The 17,799-nt window shown below is 38.9% G+C and carries 20 protein-coding genes; 12 read left to right on the top strand and 8 right to left on the bottom strand.

The genetic code is table 11. The features are described 5' to 3' along the window. Positions 1 to 26: 26 nt before the first annotated feature. Both pssA and AC2G3J_RS17365 read right to left on the bottom strand, forming a co-directional pair. Positions 27 to 854 (bottom strand): CDP-diacylglycerol--serine O-phosphatidyltransferase, encoded by an 828-nt coding sequence (gene pssA, locus AC2G3J_RS17360; RefSeq protein ID WP_483770370.1) that lies wholly within the window; start codon positions 852 to 854, stop codon positions 27 to 29. 164 nt (positions 855 to 1,018) lie between these two features. Further along, the gene (locus tag AC2G3J_RS17365) at positions 1,019 to 1,876 is read right to left on the bottom strand and encodes a 23S rRNA (adenine(2030)-N(6))-methyltransferase RlmJ (protein ID WP_004717951.1); all 858 of its coding nucleotides are present in this window, start codon (positions 1,874 to 1,876) and stop codon (positions 1,019 to 1,021) included. A 116-nt stretch (positions 1,877 to 1,992) separates the two neighbouring features. On the opposite strand from AC2G3J_RS17365, the gene AC2G3J_RS17370 reads away from it, so the two are divergent. Further along, on the top strand, positions 1,993 to 2,595 hold the full coding sequence (locus tag AC2G3J_RS17370; RefSeq protein ID WP_483770371.1) for a 2OG-Fe(II) oxygenase: 603 nt from the start codon (positions 1,993 to 1,995) through the stop codon (positions 2,593 to 2,595). Between the two features lie 104 nt (positions 2,596 to 2,699). After that, complete coding sequence (locus AC2G3J_RS17375) at positions 2,700 to 3,227, top strand: hypothetical protein (protein WP_336952147.1); 528 nt, start codon at positions 2,700 to 2,702, stop codon at positions 3,225 to 3,227. Positions 3,228 to 3,357: 130 nt separating this feature from the next. Here the strand turns inward: AC2G3J_RS17375 and AC2G3J_RS17380 are convergent, their stop codons facing one another. The 4 genes from AC2G3J_RS17380 to AC2G3J_RS17395 form a co-directional block, all read right to left on the bottom strand. Then, positions 3,358 to 3,612 (bottom strand): DUF2789 family protein, encoded by a 255-nt coding sequence (locus AC2G3J_RS17380; protein WP_336952148.1) that lies wholly within the window; start codon positions 3,610 to 3,612, stop codon positions 3,358 to 3,360. Positions 3,613 to 3,844: 232 nt separating this feature from the next. After that, positions 3,845 to 4,831 (bottom strand): malate dehydrogenase, encoded by a 987-nt coding sequence (locus tag AC2G3J_RS17385; RefSeq protein WP_004717959.1) that lies wholly within the window; start codon positions 4,829 to 4,831, stop codon positions 3,845 to 3,847. A 170-nt stretch (positions 4,832 to 5,001) separates the two neighbouring features. After that, positions 5,002 to 5,661, bottom strand: a complete 660-nt coding sequence (locus AC2G3J_RS17390) for a ribonuclease T2 family protein (RefSeq protein ID WP_419358893.1) — start codon at positions 5,659 to 5,661, stop codon at positions 5,002 to 5,004. A gap of 38 nt (positions 5,662 to 5,699) precedes the next feature. Next, a complete protein-coding gene (locus tag AC2G3J_RS17395) occupies positions 5,700 to 7,673 on the bottom strand; it encodes a lytic transglycosylase domain-containing protein (RefSeq protein WP_483770372.1) in 1,974 nt (657 codons plus the stop codon). A gap of 289 nt (positions 7,674 to 7,962) precedes the next feature. Between AC2G3J_RS17395 and miaB the strand changes: the two genes are divergently transcribed. From miaB to ybeY, 3 genes are read left to right on the top strand one after another with little or no spacing between them, the layout of a single operon-like run. Next, a complete protein-coding gene (gene miaB, locus AC2G3J_RS17400) occupies positions 7,963 to 9,417 on the top strand; it encodes a tRNA (N6-isopentenyl adenosine(37)-C2)-methylthiotransferase MiaB (RefSeq protein WP_004717965.1) in 1,455 nt (484 codons plus the stop codon). 37 nt (positions 9,418 to 9,454) lie between these two features. Further along, entirely contained in the window at positions 9,455 to 10,564 is a 1,110-nt protein-coding gene (locus tag AC2G3J_RS17405) for a PhoH family protein (protein ID WP_419358896.1), read from the top strand. A 9-nt stretch (positions 10,565 to 10,573) separates the two neighbouring features. After that, a complete protein-coding gene (gene ybeY, locus AC2G3J_RS17410) occupies positions 10,574 to 11,059 on the top strand; it encodes an rRNA maturation RNase YbeY (protein ID WP_004818840.1) in 486 nt (161 codons plus the stop codon). Positions 11,060 to 11,180: 121 nt separating this feature from the next. On the opposite strand, the gene AC2G3J_RS17415 is transcribed toward ybeY, so the two are convergent. Then, positions 11,181 to 12,032 carry a PHP domain-containing protein gene (locus AC2G3J_RS17415; protein ID WP_336952149.1) on the bottom strand — a complete coding sequence of 284 codons (852 nt, stop codon included), beginning with the start codon at positions 12,030 to 12,032 and terminating at the stop codon, positions 11,181 to 11,183. Between the two features lie 44 nt (positions 12,033 to 12,076). Between AC2G3J_RS17415 and AC2G3J_RS17420 the strand changes: the two genes are divergently transcribed. The 4 genes from AC2G3J_RS17420 (at position 12,077) to mnmC (ending at position 15,574) form a co-directional block, all read left to right on the top strand. Continuing rightward, a complete protein-coding gene (locus AC2G3J_RS17420) occupies positions 12,077 to 12,691 on the top strand; it encodes an inner membrane-spanning protein YciB (RefSeq protein ID WP_004717972.1) in 615 nt (204 codons plus the stop codon). Between the two features lie 26 nt (positions 12,692 to 12,717). Then, positions 12,718 to 13,020, top strand: coding sequence for a YciI family protein (locus AC2G3J_RS17425; RefSeq protein WP_004717974.1), 303 nt, complete (start codon positions 12,718 to 12,720; stop codon positions 13,018 to 13,020). A 4-nt stretch (positions 13,021 to 13,024) separates the two neighbouring features. Continuing rightward, entirely contained in the window at positions 13,025 to 13,546 is a 522-nt protein-coding gene (locus tag AC2G3J_RS17430) for an SH3 domain-containing protein (protein WP_336952150.1), read from the top strand. A 99-nt stretch (positions 13,547 to 13,645) separates the two neighbouring features. After that, positions 13,646 to 15,574: a bifunctional tRNA (5-methylaminomethyl-2-thiouridine)(34)-methyltransferase MnmC2/FAD-dependent 5-carboxymethylaminomethyl-2-thiouridine(34) oxidoreductase MnmC1 gene (gene mnmC, locus AC2G3J_RS17435; protein WP_483770373.1), complete on the top strand. Its 1,929-nt coding sequence runs from the start codon at positions 13,646 to 13,648 to the stop codon at positions 15,572 to 15,574. A 49-nt stretch (positions 15,575 to 15,623) separates the two neighbouring features. Here the strand turns inward: mnmC and AC2G3J_RS17440 are convergent, their stop codons facing one another. Continuing rightward, the gene (locus tag AC2G3J_RS17440; protein WP_336952153.1) at positions 15,624 to 15,938 is read right to left on the bottom strand and encodes a rhodanese-like domain-containing protein; all 315 of its coding nucleotides are present in this window, start codon (positions 15,936 to 15,938) and stop codon (positions 15,624 to 15,626) included. Between the two features lie 91 nt (positions 15,939 to 16,029). Here AC2G3J_RS17440 and AC2G3J_RS17445 point away from each other — a divergent pair, with 91 nt between their 5' ends. The 3 genes from AC2G3J_RS17445 (at position 16,030) to AC2G3J_RS17455 (ending at position 17,743) form a co-directional block, all read left to right on the top strand. Next, positions 16,030 to 16,518, top strand: a complete 489-nt coding sequence (locus tag AC2G3J_RS17445; protein ID WP_336952154.1) for a YajQ family cyclic di-GMP-binding protein — start codon at positions 16,030 to 16,032, stop codon at positions 16,516 to 16,518. A gap of 28 nt (positions 16,519 to 16,546) precedes the next feature. Next, on the top strand, positions 16,547 to 17,050 hold the full coding sequence (locus AC2G3J_RS17450; RefSeq protein WP_004717985.1) for a DUF4442 domain-containing protein: 504 nt from the start codon (positions 16,547 to 16,549) through the stop codon (positions 17,048 to 17,050). 171 nt (positions 17,051 to 17,221) lie between these two features. Continuing rightward, on the top strand, positions 17,222 to 17,743 hold the full coding sequence (locus tag AC2G3J_RS17455; protein ID WP_336952155.1) for a nuclear transport factor 2 family protein: 522 nt from the start codon (positions 17,222 to 17,224) through the stop codon (positions 17,741 to 17,743). Positions 17,744 to 17,799 lie beyond the last annotated feature (56 nt).

Genomic DNA, 17,799 nt, shown 5'->3' on the forward strand with positions numbered 1-17,799 from the left:
CCCTTACCCTTTTATCTTTTTACACTTTATTCAACATTATTCTTTCTCGCTAAGAATGTTGTCACAAAACCAGAAATCGCATAGATAATCGAAATGACTAAAATCCCTACAGGAATATTATAAGTGATTGCTGCAAGGATAAAAACTGCTATAGGCAATACAAAGAATGGAACACGTTTGCGGTCTACAGTTTTAAAAGAATAATATTTGATATTTGAAATCATCAACAAACCTACTGCAATGATAACAAATGCATTGGTCGCTTGAATCGCAACATCTTTTAAATCAAAAATATAGGTAAAATCTTGTCCAACCCATACCCATGCAATAATAATAATCGCTGCTAATGGGCTTGCGACACCAATGAAATAACGCTTATCGACCACACCAATTTGTACATTAAAGCGTGCTAAACGAAATGCAGCACATGCGGTATAAACAAAACAAGCAGCCAAGCCAATCCGCCCTAGATCATGCAAACTCCAGCTATACATTAAAATCGCAGGGGCAACACCAAATGCCAACAAATCTGAAAGTGAATCGAATTGTTCACCAAAAGCACTTTGTGCACCAATTGCACGAGCAACACGACCATCCAAACCATCAAATAGTGCTGCAAGGAATATTGCATAAACAGCTTGAGTGAAGTCACCATTCATACTAGCAATAATCGAATAAAAGCCAGATAACAACGCAGAAGTTGTAATCAGGTTTGGCCACAAATAGATTCCGCGACGTTTGACCTTCTGCCCTTCATGGGTATGCTCTTCTTCTTCCACTTCAAAAGTAATGCCATCAAATCCATGGTCTTGATTAGAAGAGTTTGGGCTTTCTGGTTTATTTATATTTGTCATTTTTTGAATCCTATCTATGGCTCTGATAGAGCTGTTGATATCTCACTTAAATATTTTATCACATTCATTTTTAAGTGAAATTGATGTGAATTACTCAATTTATTTCGTCTTAATTTGTAATTCACACCATCGTTCATGTTTCTGTTGATATCCAATCGAATGGATCATTCACCCACTAACCAGCGAACAGCAGCATGTCCACCATTTTCACTCATACGTAAATGTGGGAACAACCATTGCAATGCCTCATCAGCATCGTTAGAGAATTTCCAAGGTGGGTTAATCACCAACAAACCACAACCATTCAACCCAACTGGTGTGTCATCTGGCCAAACACAAACTTCACAGACCAACTGACGGCGAATCCCTGTTTTCATCATTTTCTTTTCAAAACGATCAATCATGGCACGGTCTTTAATTGGATACCAAATTGCAAATACACCTGTTGGCCATTTTTTATGTGCAGTGGCAATCAACTCGACCAGTTGCGGAAAGTCCTTACGTTCTAATTCATAAGGTGGATCGATCATCACCAAACCACGTTTTTCTTTGGGTGGAATAACCCCCAAAAGGCCTTCATAAGCATCACGCTCATGTAAACCCGCGCGTTTATCACGAATATTAAAATACAATTGTTGAAACACATCACGCTGCATTTCAAAAATAGTCGCTTTATCAATATCACGCATGCCTTCAAGCGCAAACCAAGGTGAACCTGGATAAGCACCTTTACCTGAACCTGCACGCATATCTTCAACAATTTTAAGATATTGTTTTACACCTTCAGGCGCATTACGTTTAATCGACTCATCAAGCTTAACCAGACGATGAATACCGGTTAAGAATTCTCCTGATTTTTGTGCTTCAGAAGTAGATAAATCATATTTACCTGCACCACCATGTGTATCTATATAGCGATATGGTTTGTCTTTAGTATTTAGACGTGTCAAAAGTTGCAGCAATAACACATGTTTCATGACATCGGCAAAGTTGCCTGCATGGAAATGGTGACGGTAATTCATGTTTCGATTAATTCCTGAGTTCAATAATCATTTTAACACGAAAAAATATTTCTTCACTGTCCATCGTTTGTTCTAATATAACAACATATCTTTATTGCACTATTTTTTGGTAATTTATGGAAGCCCTGCTACTCCCAAAGTCATGGAATGTTGATCAAATTCTTGATGATTTAGATCAACATGGATTTACCATCATTGATAATGCTTACTCCGCTGAATACGGACTTGAACTGGTTGCAGAATGTACTTCAAATTTAAATCGCTTTCGTGAAGCAGCAATTCAAAATGGTGTGATCAGCAATATTCGCAGCGACCATATCTTGTGGATCAATGAAGAGCTTACGATCGCACAACAACATATTGATGCACTTAAACAACTCTCGCAAATTTTAAACTACTCATTTTATTTAGGCATTCAGGATGTAGAAGCACATTTTGCCTGCTATAACGCTGGGGAATTCTATGCACTTCATCGTGATAATCCACATGGTAAAAATGGCCGTATGATTTCTACGGTGTATTATTTACACCAAGAATGGCAGGATGACTGGGGTGGAAAGTTACACTTACAGGATAAAAATAATGTGTGGCATATTATAGAACCCCAGCCTAATCGTATTGCTATGTTCCAAAGTGATTTATTACATGAAGTGCTAGAAGCCAAACATCAGCGATTATCAATTACCGCATGGCTAAGAAGTGACAATACAGTGTTGTAATATACTCAGTTTTCGAATTTGCAATGCTGTATCTCTATGCGCCAAGCTTTAAATTATTGAAATAGGCCTCATAATACTCTTCATAAATTCAGAGGATTCAGCACATGTTTGATAATACAAAACAAATCATCTCGCGTATTGGGGAAACAGATCAATTGTATTTGTCAGGCAATACACCTGAACTTGCACTTGAACGTGGGGACTTACGCTTACAGCTGGTCACTAAAAGTCATTCAAAGCAGGAACAAATCCATTTTTTGCAAGAAGCAATTGTGTTGCTTGAAACTGCACGATTTGAATATGAAGAAATGCCAATGTCAGTGTACATTCAGCTTTCTTTGCATTTGGCCAAAGCCTATATGATTTACTTTGAATTGACTAAAGAATCACGTTATGCATTGATTACTCAGCAGATATTAAAACCACTGGCGCAACATCATCATGCTGATATTTACTTTATGTTGGCTTATGCATCTGTGAGTAAAAATGAATTTGCATTGACTCGTCACTGGCTGAGTAAATATATCAAGACTACTGATTTTGATTTAACATTACTGCAACAACATACTGCATTTAGACCTGTTCGCAATGAGACATGGTTTAGTCAAATGATTCAGTCTAAATTGCATTGATCAGCAGTATTATGCCCATTCAAAATGACACTATTTTTTATTGATTTTGATCAATACTAATTTGATCGATGCGAAATAGAAAAGATGGCCATTTGGCCATCTTTTTGTTGCTCTGGGGAAAACTAAATCATTAAGCTGTTAACTTATACGCATCTAGATGCAATTGTTGGTTTAACTCATCAATCCAAATCGCCCAATCATCATCTTGTACCAAATGACTAATTAACAAGTCACGCTGAGATCTATTCCAAAATGGCGCTTCATGTAATGAAAGATTTGCTGGCAATTGATGAGTGCGTACATATAACTCAATTGCTGCTGGACTATTTGCCAAACCAAGTTGAGAAAATAGTAATTCTAAGGATGGTGTGTTCGTCCTGATCATATTGCCTCCTTATATAAATTTATTTGTCATGTTTTATTCAATTAACTTATAAGAAAATAATTTTAAAAGATAGTCTAGATTTTATTTTTCTTGTTTCAATTTGTGATTAAAAAACAAACAAAAGTTGGCTTAAGTTAAATTATCGATTCTCAGAATGTTTGACTTGAATCTAAAAAAAGCACCCTAAATAGAGTGCTTTTTCAAATTTAATCTTTAAAAGATTAAGTTTTAATTATTTAAGCATATCAGCAATAGCTGCGCGCTCTTCTTCAAGCTCTTGAAGTGTTTTGTCCATACGTTCACGGCTGAATGCATCAATTTCTAGGCCTTCAACACGTGTGTATTCGCCATTTTCACAAATCACAGGAACACCGTACATCACACCTTCAGGAATTCCATAAGATCCATCAGAAGGAATACCCATTGTTACCCACTCGCCATTGGTGCCAAGCGCCCAATCACGCATATGGTCGATCGCAGCATTTGCAGCTGAAGCAGCTGAAGAAAGACCACGCGCTTCAATGATTGCAGCACCACGTTTACCAACAGTTGGAAGGAATACATTTGCGTTCCAATCAGCATCGTTGATTTTGTCTTTTAAGCTTACGCCATTTGCAGTTGCAAAACGGTAGTCCGCATACATTGTTGGAGAGTGGTTACCCCAAACTGTAAGATTTTTGATATCCGCTACAGCAACACCTGCTTTTTGAGCAATTTGAGTCAATGCACGGTTATGGTCAAGACGTAACATTGCTGTGAAGTTCTTCGCTGGAAGATCAGGAGCAGATTTCATTGCGATATAAGCATTTGTATTTGCAGGGTTACCTACAACAAGTACTTTAACGTCACGGCTCGCAACTTCGTTAAGTGCTTGACCTTGACCAATGAAGATTTCACCGTTCACTTTTAACAAGTCAGCACGCTCCATACCAGGACCGCGTGGACGTGAACCAACCAATAACGCGTAGTCAGCATCTTTAAATGCAACTTTTGGATCATCAGTACCGATCATGCCAGCCAATAATGGGAAAGCACAGTCATCTAATTCCATCATTACGCCTTTAAGCGCAGCTTGAGCTTTCTCAAATGGAACTTCTAACAATTGCAAAATAACGGGTTGGTCTTTACCAAGCATTTCACCGCTAGCGATACGGAATAATAAGCTGTAACCGATTTGACCAGCTGCGCCAGTAACGGCAACGCGAACAGGTTGCTTCATGTAATTATCTCCAATGAGGATCGTTAATGTGATTAAACGGTTAAATCCGTTTTAATCGAATTATCATAAACGGCAAAGATTGTACTCCAATCCTTTAACAGTTGCATGTAAAAGAGAATGCTTTTCAACAAAAGTATGATAGGAAATATAAATAAAATACCTCAGAAGAATTAATAAGTCCCTTTGATTGAGAATGTATTTGGGCAGTTTGAAACAATGTGATTTGAACATTGTTTATACTGACCATTGACCCGATAACACACTTGAACCTCGGTTAATACAGGGTTTGATGATGAACTTTGACAAGTAAAACGGATACTATCGTTATTCATTCCCGGGTTTAATCTAACGAATTGAGTTTTTAACGCATTATGTTGTACATTCTTATTTTCAGAGCTGGTTAAATCTGTAGGAATCTTCAAACGATCTGCTAAATTAATCACTGTTCTAAAATATTGACTCGCGTTCATTGGAACACAGCCACCCACACTACGCCACAATTGAATACGCGCATTTTCCTCAGGCATTACCCGTGCAACGACCTTGGCTTGTAGAGGCGTTAAACTTGCAGATGTATTGGTGGTGCAATTCCGCTCTGTCGTTTCAGGCAATAAACCTGTGATTGTTAATGAATAACCTTCGAGACATTTGCGTTGTTTTTGTTTAGAGGAATCTAATGCACATACAGCAGGTGTCATCTGGACTTGCATGACATAGCCTTGTAATTGCGGTGCAGCATGTAACTGCATATTGAGCCCAAAAAATCCCACAAAGCATAAGGTCCATGCTAAGCAAAATTCTTTCAATTTACGCAAAATTTTGAAAATCATTGATTTACCAACAAAGTTTCATCCAAGTCTAAATAGTTTTATTGTGAAACACGGGTTGGAATAACAGGCATACGACTTTCAATCGCTTGAGGCCCTTGTCCCAACAATATTCCATAATGTGCTGCATTGGTCATCACATTTTTTACATAGTCACGTGTTTCATTCAGAGGAATAGATTCCGTATATTGATCAGCTGAAAGATTTTGATAATCTGGCTGCCAACGTTTCGCACGATTTGGCCCAGCATTATATCCTGCTGTTGCCAAGACAGGGTTACTGCTTAATTGACCATGAATCATGGAAAGATAGAAAGTACCATAGCGAATATTGGTATTGGCATCACTGAGTGCAGCAGGATTATAAGTTTCACCCATTTGTTTTGCCACCAACTTTGCAGTGCCTGGCATGATTTGCATCAAACCACCTGCACCAACATGTGAGCGAGCAGCAGTCACAAAACGACTTTCTTGGCGCATTAAACCATAGGCCCAAGCTGGATCAATACCCGCATTACGGCTATGACTTACCACCAACGACTGATGAGGTGTGGCATAACGATAAACATAGTTATGTTTTTTCTCAGTACGTTCTGCTGCGTAAATTGCACGATCATACCAACCCATATCAGTTGCACGTTTTGCGGCAGCAAGCAGCAGCCCATCATCATGTTTTAAGTATGCCTGACGTACCGCCCAGTTCCATTCCCTATTGGTATATGTTGCAGGCGCATTAATATTTCGCAAAGTAAATGCACGACGGAAATGAATATCACTATTTAAGCGTTGCTGATCATCAGTTGAAGGCTGTTCTCTGGCAGGGCTATCATTATATTTTTGCCCCAAATGATCTTTGGCAAGCAAATTATGATAATCATCACCCGACATTGCCAATCGTTGATAGATATCTTTGGCGGTTCTTTTAGATTGTGCATCATTGCGTTGTTCTGAAGCACGTGCCAACCAATATTGCCAACGGTCTTCTTGCTTTTGTGTCACACTCATACTGTCTATTGCACGAATTACACTTTCCCAAGCCCCAAATCGAATGGCTTGTCGTGCGTAAACTTCTGCTTCTTCTGCACTGAATGGCACACCATAGCTTGCATCAAAATTTTGCAGTACTTCACGATTAAAATTATTTTTCATAACGGTCGTTCCGCCGATATAACCGACAGTACGATAAATATATTTTTGTACATCCGCTGGTACACCCTGAACCAACTTAGGTACTGACTGCAAAGCGCTGGTTAAATCCGTATCTGCTGCACGACCCAGTGCATAAACCAAATAAGCATAATCTTCTACATTGTTTTTTGGTGCAGACCATAAATAATTTAATGGATTGGCTTGGATTTGGTTCAATTGGGTTAATGATAAATTAACCCCAATCGTTTGTGCGGTAGCGATAGCTAGACCAGACTGCCCTGCTCTCAGTTGTGCATATAATCGTTGTTGACGATCTTGAGCAGTCATGAGTGGGCTGCTAAGCATCATGCGGCCTAAACCATTGCATGATTCAGGTTGAGAATTGGTTGCCAACCAAACATCTTTAAATTCAGCATAGACCAAAACGTCACCAGTTTTCGCACGAACTTGAGCAACGGCACAACGTTCTGCTTGATCTGGATTAGAGACATATTGCAATACAGGCTGCGCACTGGCGTAATCTGCTTGTTTAACCTTTTCTTCGACATAATCCGCAGCTAACTTTTCCGCCATCGCCGATTGAGGATAACGTTGCGCAAAGCTAATGATATTTGCAGAAGGTTGAAAAGCGAGATTTGAATTCAGTGACCAATACTCAGGATAATAGCCCAAAGCATCATTTTGCATTGAAGAACGGTATTGTTCTAAAGCGCTTGGATTATTTGCATTACGTAAAGCATCATTAAACTGCTCTTCAGCAGCATGAGCCACTTGCAGGCTTGTACATGCAACTGTTCCTAAAAGGTAAAGTTTTAATTTATTTTGCTTAAGTTGCTGCTTTAACACCGTTTCTCTCTCAACCTGCATGATGTGCCTTTAACATACTGATGCACTTATTTGTGCCTAGTTTAATTATTCTAATCCATTTCTACTGTTGTGTTATGTAACCTTATGATTCATCATTAATATTGTTCTCTATTTTTTCTTCATAATTTTCATTTTCAATGCCCTACAATTCAATAAATGGCAATAGACGCTAAATATTTTCCTGAGTTCACTCTAAATACTATAAAATGGCGCGCCTTTTATGAGTCTGTTAAAATAGCAGGCTTAGTACACATTCAAAACTCCCTTTATTCATAGGAAAGACGCCTCCATGACGGTTCAAACCTTCATTCCCAATGGTGCCAAAGCTGCCTCAGAAAACACTGTAACCCAGCCACAGCACACCCCAGCCGACGGTGCAGTAAAAAAACTGTATATCGAAACGCAAGGGTGTCAGATGAATGAGTATGACAGTCATCGTATGGCAGATCTTTTAGGCGACTCACACGGTTATATTTTAACCAAAGATCCAAGTGACGCAGATATCCTGTTAATGAATACCTGCTCAATTCGAGAAAAAGCCCAAGAAAAAGTATTTTCTGAGTTGGGTCGCTGGCGCAAATTAAAAGAAAAAAATCCTGATCTCGTTATCGGTGTTGGTGGATGTGTTGCTTCTCAAGAAGGCGACAACATTCAAAAACGTGCACCGTATGTCGATATGGTTTTTGGCCCTCAAACATTGCACCGTTTACCACAAATGCTGGATCAGCATGTTGAGCAAATTGAAAAGCCGAAGAAAGATAAAATTAAACTTGTAGATATTTCATTCCCTGATATTGAAAAATTCGACTTTTTACCTGAACCTCGTGTTGAAGGTTACAAAGCGTTTGTTTCAATCATGGAAGGTTGCTCGAAATACTGTTCTTTCTGTGTGGTTCCTTATACTCGTGGTGAAGAAGTTTCTCGTCCTTTGGATGATGTCTTGGCAGAAATCGCCGGTTTAGCTGAAAAAGGCGTTCGCGAAATCAGCCTTTTAGGACAAAATGTAAACGGCTATCGTGGTGAAACTTTTGAAGGTGAAATTTGTACCTTTGCAGATTTATTACGTTTGGTTGCAGAGATTCCAGGAATCGGTCGTTTACGTTATACAACATCACATCCGCTCGAATTTAATGAAGATTTGATTCAATGCTACCGTGACCTACCACAAATGGTTTCACATCTGCATTTACCAGTACAAAGTGGCTCAAATGATGTGTTACAAGCGATGAAGCGTAACCACACCATTGATGTCTATATCGAAAAAATTGCCAAACTGCGTAAAGCTCGTCCAGATATGCATTTATCTTCAGATTTTATTATCGGCTTCCCCGGTGAAACTGATGCACATTTTGAAGAAACCTATCAGTTTATCCAAGATTTAGACTTTGATCATTCTTATAGTTTTGTTTATTCAAAACGTCCTGGCACACCAGCGTCTGAATTACCTGATGACACCTCTGATGCAGTCAAGAAAGAACGTTTAGCCAAAGTTCAACACTGGATTAAGCAATCAAGTATTCGTAAAACCGATGCGATGTTAGGCACCATTCAACGTGTGCTGGTTGAAAATGTTTCTAATAAAGATCCAAATTTATTGGTCGGTACAGCTGACAATACACGTTTAGTAACATTTGTAGGTGACGCCTCTTGGGTCGGACGCTTTGCAGAGATTGAGGTTACAGAGATTAAGACCCTAAATTTAGTTTATGGAGAACTCTTGAATCTTGAGCCTGACGTGGCGTAATGTAAGGGTATAGACTTTACTTTAAAAAGGATATCTCTTGACTGCAGCGATTCGACGTACAGTAGCTTTTCCAGGTATTTCAGTTGAACGTTTAAAAAGCATGTTAGGTGCTTATAACGGTCATCTGAAACAAATCGAACAACGTTTAAATGTCAACATTTCTCATCGCAACGATAACTTCTATATCGATGGTGATTTAGAAGCCGTTGAGAGAGCTGAAGGTTTATTGCAGCGTTTGCATGCAGAAGCTGAACTCTCTCAGCAAATCAGTGCTGATACGATTCATTTGATGATTCAAGGCAGCCAAACTGACCGTGAGTTACAAGACGACCTTTCAGACAATGAGCATACCGGTTTAGATGATGTCTGGTTGCAAACGCGTAAAGGTCGAATTAACCCTCGTGGTGCCAATCAAAAACGTTATGTACAACGTATTCTACAAAGCGATATTTCTTTTGGAATCGGCCCTGCAGGTACAGGTAAAACCTATCTTGCAGTCGCTGCTGCGGTAGATATGCTTGAACGTAATGAAATTCAACGTATCCTTTTGGTTCGCCCTGCTGTTGAAGCTGGGGAAAAACTCGGTTTCTTGCCGGGCGATTTAAGCCAAAAGATCGACCCATATCTACGCCCGCTTTATGATGCATTGTATGAAATGCTGGGCTTCGAAAAAGTTGCAAAACTGATTGAGCGCCAAGTGATTGAAGTTGCACCACTTGCTTATATGCGTGGTCGTACATTAAATCACTCCTTTGTAATTCTCGATGAAGCACAAAACACCACCCCTGAACAGATGAAGATGTTTTTGACCCGTTTAGGTTTTGGTTCTCGTGCAGTGATCACTGGGGATATTACACAAGTCGATTTACCACGCGGGCAACAATCGGGTCTTGCTCACGCATTGCGTATCATCGAAAAGATCAAAGAAATTCACATCACTCGCTTCCATTCCCGAGATGTCGTTCGTCACCAGCTGGTACAAAAAATTGTAGAGGCTTATGAAGGATGGGACAGTGAACAATACCGTTTAAGTGCTGAAGCTCGTGCAGAACGTAAAGCACGTCAAGAAGCCTTAATTTCTGAAAATGATTCTGCCGCAGATGCTCAACATGAAGAACATTCTGCTGCAAATCAAGAAAATGTTTAAGGACTGTTTTTGAAACTTAGCTTATCGTTACAACAAGCGTTTGAAGCACCAGAATTGGTGCTCAAACGTGTCTATGTAAAAAAAGTCATTGAAACAACACTACGTCATATTGATGTAGACCAAGATTGTGAAATCGGAATTGCTTGTGTTGATGAAGATGAAAGTCACAAATTAAATTTTGAATATCGTGAAAAAGACAAACCCACCAATGTATTGTCTTTTCCAAGTGAGATTCCTGAAGAAGTTCTACCCATGCTTGATGCATTACCCATCGGTGATTTAGTCATTTGCATCCCCGTGGTTTTACAAGAGTCGATTGAACAACAAAAGACACCTATTGAGCATTTCACTCATATGCTGGTTCATGGCACCTTACATTTAATGGGTTATGACCATGAAACTTCTGATGATGATGCTGAAGAAATGGAAGCACTCGAAATTGAAATCTTGAAAAAACTAGGCTTTGAAAACCCTTATACTGTTAAAGAAAGCTGATTTTATAATCAACCCCAAATCCCTCTGCTCTAGAGGGATTTTTTGTTTCATTCAAATGAGATGTCTTTCAAAAACAGATCTCATTAAAAATCTAAGTATTTGAATACATCATCAAGGTGTATTATCTGAAACTCTCCCAAATCCCAACTTGCCCTTCTTTGACACGTGGAATATTGCCTAATTTAATCCAAGGCATATTGTCACCATGGAAATCACTCCCCACAGACACTTTTAAACCGTGTTCAGCAATCATTCGATCAACCATTTGTCGTGTTGAAGCAGGTTCCATTGCTGGTGGAAGCTCAACAGCATCACCACCATATTGTGCAAAGATTTCAATTAAATAACGGGTATTTGTTGCTGATAAATCATAACGTGTTGGGTGTGCCAATACTGCAAAACCTTGACTTTCATGAATCACCTGAATGGTTTCTGCCAAACCTAAACCATCAAATTTTACATAGGCTTTTTTACCTTCCTTAATGTATTTATCAAATGCCTGCTGTGCGCGTTGAACAAAACCCTTTTCTACAAGGGTTTTGGCAATATGCGTCCGAGTAATCCGATCAGGTTCACCATCCACCTTTGCCACAACTTCTGCATAAATATCCTGATGAATCAAAGGAATTAACAAATCACAGATTTGCTTGGCTCGCTCAGCACGAATTTTCTTCTGTTGCATTAAAAGCTGTTGTAATGGTTCAGGATTTTGCATATTGAGTGCAACAATATGCACACCATAACTTTTTTTAGTCTCAGGTCTAGACCATTGACTAGAGATTTCCACACCTGAAATGATTTGAATTGGTTGATTTTTTGCAAATTGTTCAGCTTGTATTAAGCCATCCATGCTATCGTGGTCCGTCAATGCAAGTGTATGTATGCTTTTCTCGATGGCAGCTTGAACCAATAACTCTGGAGTCAGAGTTCCATCAGAAATATTACTGTGAGTATGTAAATCTATGCCTTGCATCTTTTATACTATCCCATCAACCTGAACAGACTAGATACTTTAACATGAAAGCACTTTTAGACTTTGTGCCACTCATAATTTTCTTTTATTTATACAAAACGGTTGATCCTAAAAACACCGATCATCCATTATTACAATTGATCGGTTCAGCAGGTGGTGTAAACAACAACAACATCCTTGTTGCAACTACAGGTCTGATTATTTCAATGCTTGTGGTCTATGGTGCGCTATTTATTTTCCAAAAATTCCGTCTGGATAAACAACAATGGTTTGTTTTGTTCATGACCGTCATTTTTGGTGGAATCACCTTGATGTTGAGTGATGATTTTTATATTCGTCTCAAAGCTGCAATTTTGAATTTAGCCTTTGCTGGCGCTTTCTTGCTCTCTCCTTATTTTGGTAAAGAAAAGAAGCCACTCATTCAAAGGTTATTTGGTCCAGTCTTAAACCTGACTGAAAAAGGTTGGAAAAATCTAAACTTTGCATGGGCTGCGATGTTCATTGTCATGTCTTGTTTACATATTTTCTTCGCATTTTTATTTGCAGGTGGAAAATATTGGGGCGAATTTACAGCATTTGGTGACATGATTGTCATGTTTTCCTTTATTATTATCCAGTTTGTTATATTACGAAAACACTTTAAATCTACCGACGAATAAAGTGTTTTAGAAAATCGAGAAATATCATGCCATTATTTGTAATTACTTGTACCGATCAAGCAGGTACAGTAGAAAAACGTCTTGCTGTGCGTCCACAACATTTAGCTCGACTCGAAAAGTTAGATGCTGAAGGTCGTGTCATCGTGGCCGGCGCGATGCCGATTGATCGTGAAAATCCACAAGCAGGTTTTTATGGCAGTACTTTAATTCTCGATTTTGACAGCCGTGAAGCTTTGGATGAATGGTTAAAAGACGAACCTTTCTTAAAAGAAGGAATTTATAGTCATATTGATGTTAAACCATTCAATAAAGCATTGCCTAAGGGATAACATAATGCGCGTTGTCGTCCAAAGCTTACTTAGTCTGACTTTAAGTTCTTTTGTACTTTTATCCCCCCTTGTCTCGGCTGAGCCTACTCAATCTTCAGCGACTCAAGCAACGACGGCAGCGCCTACTCAGGTGGCCCAACCTGTTGCACCGCCAAAACCGAGTATTATTCCTGCTGTAGCAGGTGCAAATTCCAGCATCCAAACGCAGGCTCAAGCGCAAGAAAATAAACCTTTAACGGCTGAACAAATTAGCAAAGAAAAAGCATCTCAAGATGCCAAAGCTAAAGCTTTGGTTAAAGACCAAGCAACACGTTTACAGCAACTTGAAAAGGCCAATTTAGAAGCCCTTTCACAGAACCAAGAATTACAACTCAAAAATGACAATCTGGGTGTACAAGTTCAAGTTCTACAAAGTGAACAAAGTGCGCAAATGTTCTTATATGGTGCTGCGACCATTGCTGTTGGTGTTTTACTTGGCTTTTTAATCGCAAGCTATATCTATACCAAACGTCGTCGTCAGTGGTAAGCCCACTGCTTTGACTTTGTGCTTAGAAAGTTTCACGCTTTAACCTGATACTGCGAAATGTCAGGTTTTTTCATTTTAATTATCAAAAGGTAATCTGCTTTGTCAAATGCCATTCAAACTGCCGATTTAGACTGGCAATGTATTGATGGAATTGAAGTTCCAATTTCCAAACAATTTGGTGATGTCTATTTTTCTAAAGACAACGGGTTACTTGAAACCCGACACGTATTTTTGAATGGTAATGATCTTTCAACACGACTTGCAGATTTAGATGATTTTGAATATTTCTGTGTTGGTGAAACTGGCTTTGGTACAGGATTAAATATTTTGGCATTGTGGCAACTTTGGCACAATGTTCGTCCAAAGAATCACAGCCACTTACATGTAATCAGTGTAGAAAAGTTCCCCTTGTCTAAACAGGATTTAACCCGTGCGTTAAAGGTGTGGACTGAACTTCAACAATTTTCTGATCAGTTGATTCAACACTATCCATTGCCCATCGCAGGTTGTCACCGTTTAAGCTTTCCAGAAGCACGTTTTTCAATTGATCTGTGGTTAGGTGATGCACATGATGTATTTCCAGCAATGGTTAAATCTCAACAAGTGAACGCATGGTTTTTAGATGGATTTGCCCCCTCTTGTAATCCAGACATATGGGAAGACAAAGTTTTAAACAATATTGTCAGACTGTCAGATTTTGGAACAACTTTTGCCTCATTCAGCGTAGCAGGTGTGCTTAAACGGGGTCTAAAGCAGCATGGAATCACTATTTCACGTCCGCGTGGTTTTGGTCATAAACGTGAAATGCTAAAAGCCATTTGGAGTGCGCCTGAACAAGCAGTCGAAGAAAATCAATTGCAGTCAATAGATCTTACAGCACAAAACATTCAAAAAAAAATATGGAAAACTCAAAACAATTTACATCAACGCCACATTGCCATCATTGGCGCTGGAATTGCAGGTTTAAGCTGCGCATGGGGATTTGCCCAAAGAGGACATCAAGTTACAATTTACGACCAATCAGCGCCTTTAGCAGGTGCTTCTGGCAACCCTCTGGCCTTATTAAATCCGAAACTCTGCCCTATCGAGCAAAGTTCGGAACATTTAATGACCTTGGCTTGGCAACATGCTTTGCAGCATTATCCAAAATTTCAGGCTTTTCGTCCTATTGCCGTTCAACAATTAGCACAAAAAAATACTGAGCATTTATTGGATTTAGCAGTGCAGTATCCCCAAGGTTTACTTAAAAACCAAACATCCGATGATTTAGAGCTACAAACCACACTAGAGAGTTTACAGCTCACTCAAGCAGGTTCAATTTATCCTCAGCAACTCAAAGACCAAATTCTTGAACATCCGCTGATTCAATTTAAACATGCTCACATTCATAGTATTGCTCAATCGAATCACCATCAATTAACACTACAAGATAGCCAACACACAGATCTTGGTGATTTTAATCATGTGATTGTATGTTGTGCCAAAGAAAGCCATGCTTTTTTTGAGCAGTTCCCGATACTCAACCCGATCCGTGGACAAGTCAGTTGGCTCAACAATGTTAAACACCGATTAGATCCGCAATATGCCTACAGTTATGGAGGCTATTGTATGCAGCTTGATGAGCAGCATTTGATTTTAGGTGCTTCTTTTTATCCCAATCGTGATGACACTAAAGTTTTGCTTGAAGACCATGTGCATAACTATGAACTTATCCACAGTGTGTTTCCACAATACGCAGAATCGCTCTGCAAAGTAGATGAATGGCAAGGTCGTGCTTCAGTACGTGCTCAAAGTCTGGACTATTTTCCATTACTGGGAAAAGTTGAAGCTGAGAAAGAGGTTTATACATTTTCTGGGCTGGGCTCTAAAGGTTTTTTATTTGCGCCCTTGTGTAGTGAAATCTTGGTAGCTTTGGTCCTTCATCAAGCTTGCCCGATTTCTCAAAATTTATTGCAAAAATTAAATCCAAACCGCTTTCAAAAGAAAGTAAAAGAGAAAAAACCTTATTTTAAACCGATACAACCATGATTCTTTTTTATTGATTATTTGTAATAAAAAAGCGCCTTTCGGCGCTTTTTTACGAACCCTGTTCTAATGGGAGGCCTGCATCACGTGCTGCACGTGTTCCCCCCATAAGCACAACGTAATCACGAGAACCATCTAAACTCTCTAATTTTTCAGCAGCTCGAGGCGCTTTACTTCCACCACCACATAAAATGTAAATGGACTGATCCGAATTCACTTGAGTTAAGCTCTCAGCACTTAAACCATCTATAGGCTGATTTACAGCACCTTTAACATGGCCTTCGGCAAAGGCTTTTGCATCACGAACATCCCAGATAACGGCATTTTCTGGGAACTCAAATGTTGTAATTTCTAATTTACGGATCATTGTGCACTCCTTTGATGTAAACAACACTTGGCAAATGAAGAAAACATCCCTAGCATCTCAGATATTCTTTCCATTTGTAAAGGTCTAAACTATGCCATCTTTCGATATTGTTTCAGAATTAGAGATTTTTGAAGTAAATCACGCTGTTCAAAACACCCAAAAAGAAATTGCAACACGCTTTGACTTCCGTGGTCAGGACGTTTCAATCGAAATTAATGAAAAAGCCAAAGAAATTAAAATTTCAACTGAAAGTGATTTCCAGTGCGAACAAGTCTATAGCATGCTCGAAAATCATTTCTTTAAACGTAAAGTTGATATTCAAGCCCTTGATCCACAAAAAATGACGGCTTCAGGTAAAAACATTGTTCAAGTGATCAAGCTTAAAGACGGACTTGACTCAGATACTGCAAAAAAAATTAATAAAGCCATTAAAGAAAGTGGTGTCAAAGTGCAATCTTCTATCCAAGGTGACAAGATACGTGTAACTGATAAAAAGCGCGATACATTACAGCAAGTTATGGCATTTTTAAAAGAACAACAATTCGGTGTACCTTTACAATTTAATAACTTCAAAGACTAAGCTCTTTAGCAGCACTATAGGTTAAGACATGACTCAGACCAACCGTTTATCTAAACTTGTGAAAGCGACCTCTAAATTCCCTAAAGGCATTCGTAGTACGCTCTGGAGTAAGGCGTTTGGTCGAGTTGTGCCTATGGTGGGTACAGCCAATATTAAATACCTAGAGGTCAGCCATTCAAAAGTTGTGGTTGAAATTAAAAATCACCGTGCTATGCAAAACCATATTGGACAATTACACGCTGTTGCAATGGCGCTGATTGCTGAAACAGCAACAGGCTTTGTCACAGGTATGAATGTTCCTGATAGTTCAATTGTATTGATCAAAAGCATGCATATTGAATATAAACGACCGTCTAAAGGTGATATGACAGCAACAGCGACATTGAGCAAAGAACAAATTTTAGAAATGCAAAGCTCTGAAAAAGGTGAAACGCTAGTTCCAGTCACCATTATGGATGAGTCTGGAAAAGAGCCTGTCGAATGCCAAATGGTGTGGGCTTGGGTGTCAAAAGAACGCCTGAAAAAGAAATAAGTAAAAATCTGCAAATGTAAATAAAACTTACTGTTTAGTTAGTATAAAATTTACCAAAGTACAAATAATGAGTGACCATTATTCACTATATTCATGCTTACTTCCTCATCAAGATGGTGTTATTTCCACCACCATCTTGAACTATTGAGACTTGAACTATAGAGGATAATCATGCGATCAGCTACGCCAAGAAAATTTATTGTACTCAGCCTAACTCTAAGCCCTATTATATTTCTCACTGCATGTGCCCAAAATCCAAGTCACGTTGCTACTACTACAATGAACAACACATTACCAGCAAATTCAACAACCCAACAAGCGCAACAAAATAAAGCTATTGTGACTGATTTTTATGAGGGTGTATTTCAAAAGCATCAAGTCAAAACATATGCAGATCGTTATATTGATGATCGGTATATTCAACACAATCCACGTGTTCCAGATGGCAAAGCACCTTTTGTAAATCACTTTACTCAGTATTTCCAAAACAATCCAGAAGCAAGAAGTGTAATCAAACGTGCAGTAGCTGAAGGAAATTTAGTGTTTTTACACGTTCATTCAGCTCAAAATCCACATGATCGTGGTGTTGCAATTGTCGATATCTTTAGAGTCGAAAATGGAAAAATTCTTGAACACTGGGATGTACAACAAGCTGTTCCCGAATCAAGCGCTAATAGTAATACCATGTTCTAATAAGATATTTGCATAAACCATTCAAAACACATATTCCATAAAAAAATCCCAAACAA

Source organism: Acinetobacter legionensis (assembly GCF_057165765.1).

What these genes read in the sequence shown, in the direction of transcription:
- pssA (WP_483770370.1), bottom strand. Translation starts at nt 854, where the DNA reads ATGACAAATATAAATAAACCAGAAAGCCCAAACTCTTCTAATCAAGAC.
- AC2G3J_RS17365 (WP_004717951.1), bottom strand. Translation starts at nt 1,876, where the DNA reads ATGAATTACCGTCACCATTTCCATGCAGGCAACTTTGCCGATGTCATG.
- AC2G3J_RS17370 (WP_483770371.1), top strand. Translation starts at nt 1,993, where the DNA reads ATGGAAGCCCTGCTACTCCCAAAGTCATGGAATGTTGATCAAATTCTT.
- AC2G3J_RS17375 (WP_336952147.1), top strand. Translation starts at nt 2,700, where the DNA reads ATGTTTGATAATACAAAACAAATCATCTCGCGTATTGGGGAAACAGAT.
- AC2G3J_RS17380 (WP_336952148.1), bottom strand. Translation starts at nt 3,612, where the DNA reads ATGATCAGGACGAACACACCATCCTTAGAATTACTATTTTCTCAACTT.
- AC2G3J_RS17385 (WP_004717959.1), bottom strand. Translation starts at nt 4,831, where the DNA reads ATGAAGCAACCTGTTCGCGTTGCCGTTACTGGCGCAGCTGGTCAAATC.
- AC2G3J_RS17390 (WP_419358893.1), bottom strand. Translation starts at nt 5,661, where the DNA reads ATGATTTTCAAAATTTTGCGTAAATTGAAAGAATTTTGCTTAGCATGG.
- AC2G3J_RS17395 (WP_483770372.1), bottom strand. Translation starts at nt 7,673, where the DNA reads ATGCAGGTTGAGAGAGAAACGGTGTTAAAGCAGCAACTTAAGCAAAAT.
- miaB (WP_004717965.1), top strand. Translation starts at nt 7,963, where the DNA reads ATGACGGTTCAAACCTTCATTCCCAATGGTGCCAAAGCTGCCTCAGAA.
- AC2G3J_RS17415 (WP_336952149.1), bottom strand. Translation starts at nt 12,032, where the DNA reads ATGCAAGGCATAGATTTACATACTCACAGTAATATTTCTGATGGAACT.
- AC2G3J_RS17420 (WP_004717972.1), top strand. Translation starts at nt 12,077, where the DNA reads ATGAAAGCACTTTTAGACTTTGTGCCACTCATAATTTTCTTTTATTTA.
- AC2G3J_RS17425 (WP_004717974.1), top strand. Translation starts at nt 12,718, where the DNA reads ATGCCATTATTTGTAATTACTTGTACCGATCAAGCAGGTACAGTAGAA.
- AC2G3J_RS17430 (WP_336952150.1), top strand. Translation starts at nt 13,025, where the DNA reads ATGCGCGTTGTCGTCCAAAGCTTACTTAGTCTGACTTTAAGTTCTTTT.
- AC2G3J_RS17440 (WP_336952153.1), bottom strand. Translation starts at nt 15,938, where the DNA reads ATGATCCGTAAATTAGAAATTACAACATTTGAGTTCCCAGAAAATGCC.
- AC2G3J_RS17445 (WP_336952154.1), top strand. Translation starts at nt 16,030, where the DNA reads ATGCCATCTTTCGATATTGTTTCAGAATTAGAGATTTTTGAAGTAAAT.
- AC2G3J_RS17450 (WP_004717985.1), top strand. Translation starts at nt 16,547, where the DNA reads ATGACTCAGACCAACCGTTTATCTAAACTTGTGAAAGCGACCTCTAAA.
- AC2G3J_RS17455 (WP_336952155.1), top strand. Translation starts at nt 17,222, where the DNA reads ATGCGATCAGCTACGCCAAGAAAATTTATTGTACTCAGCCTAACTCTA.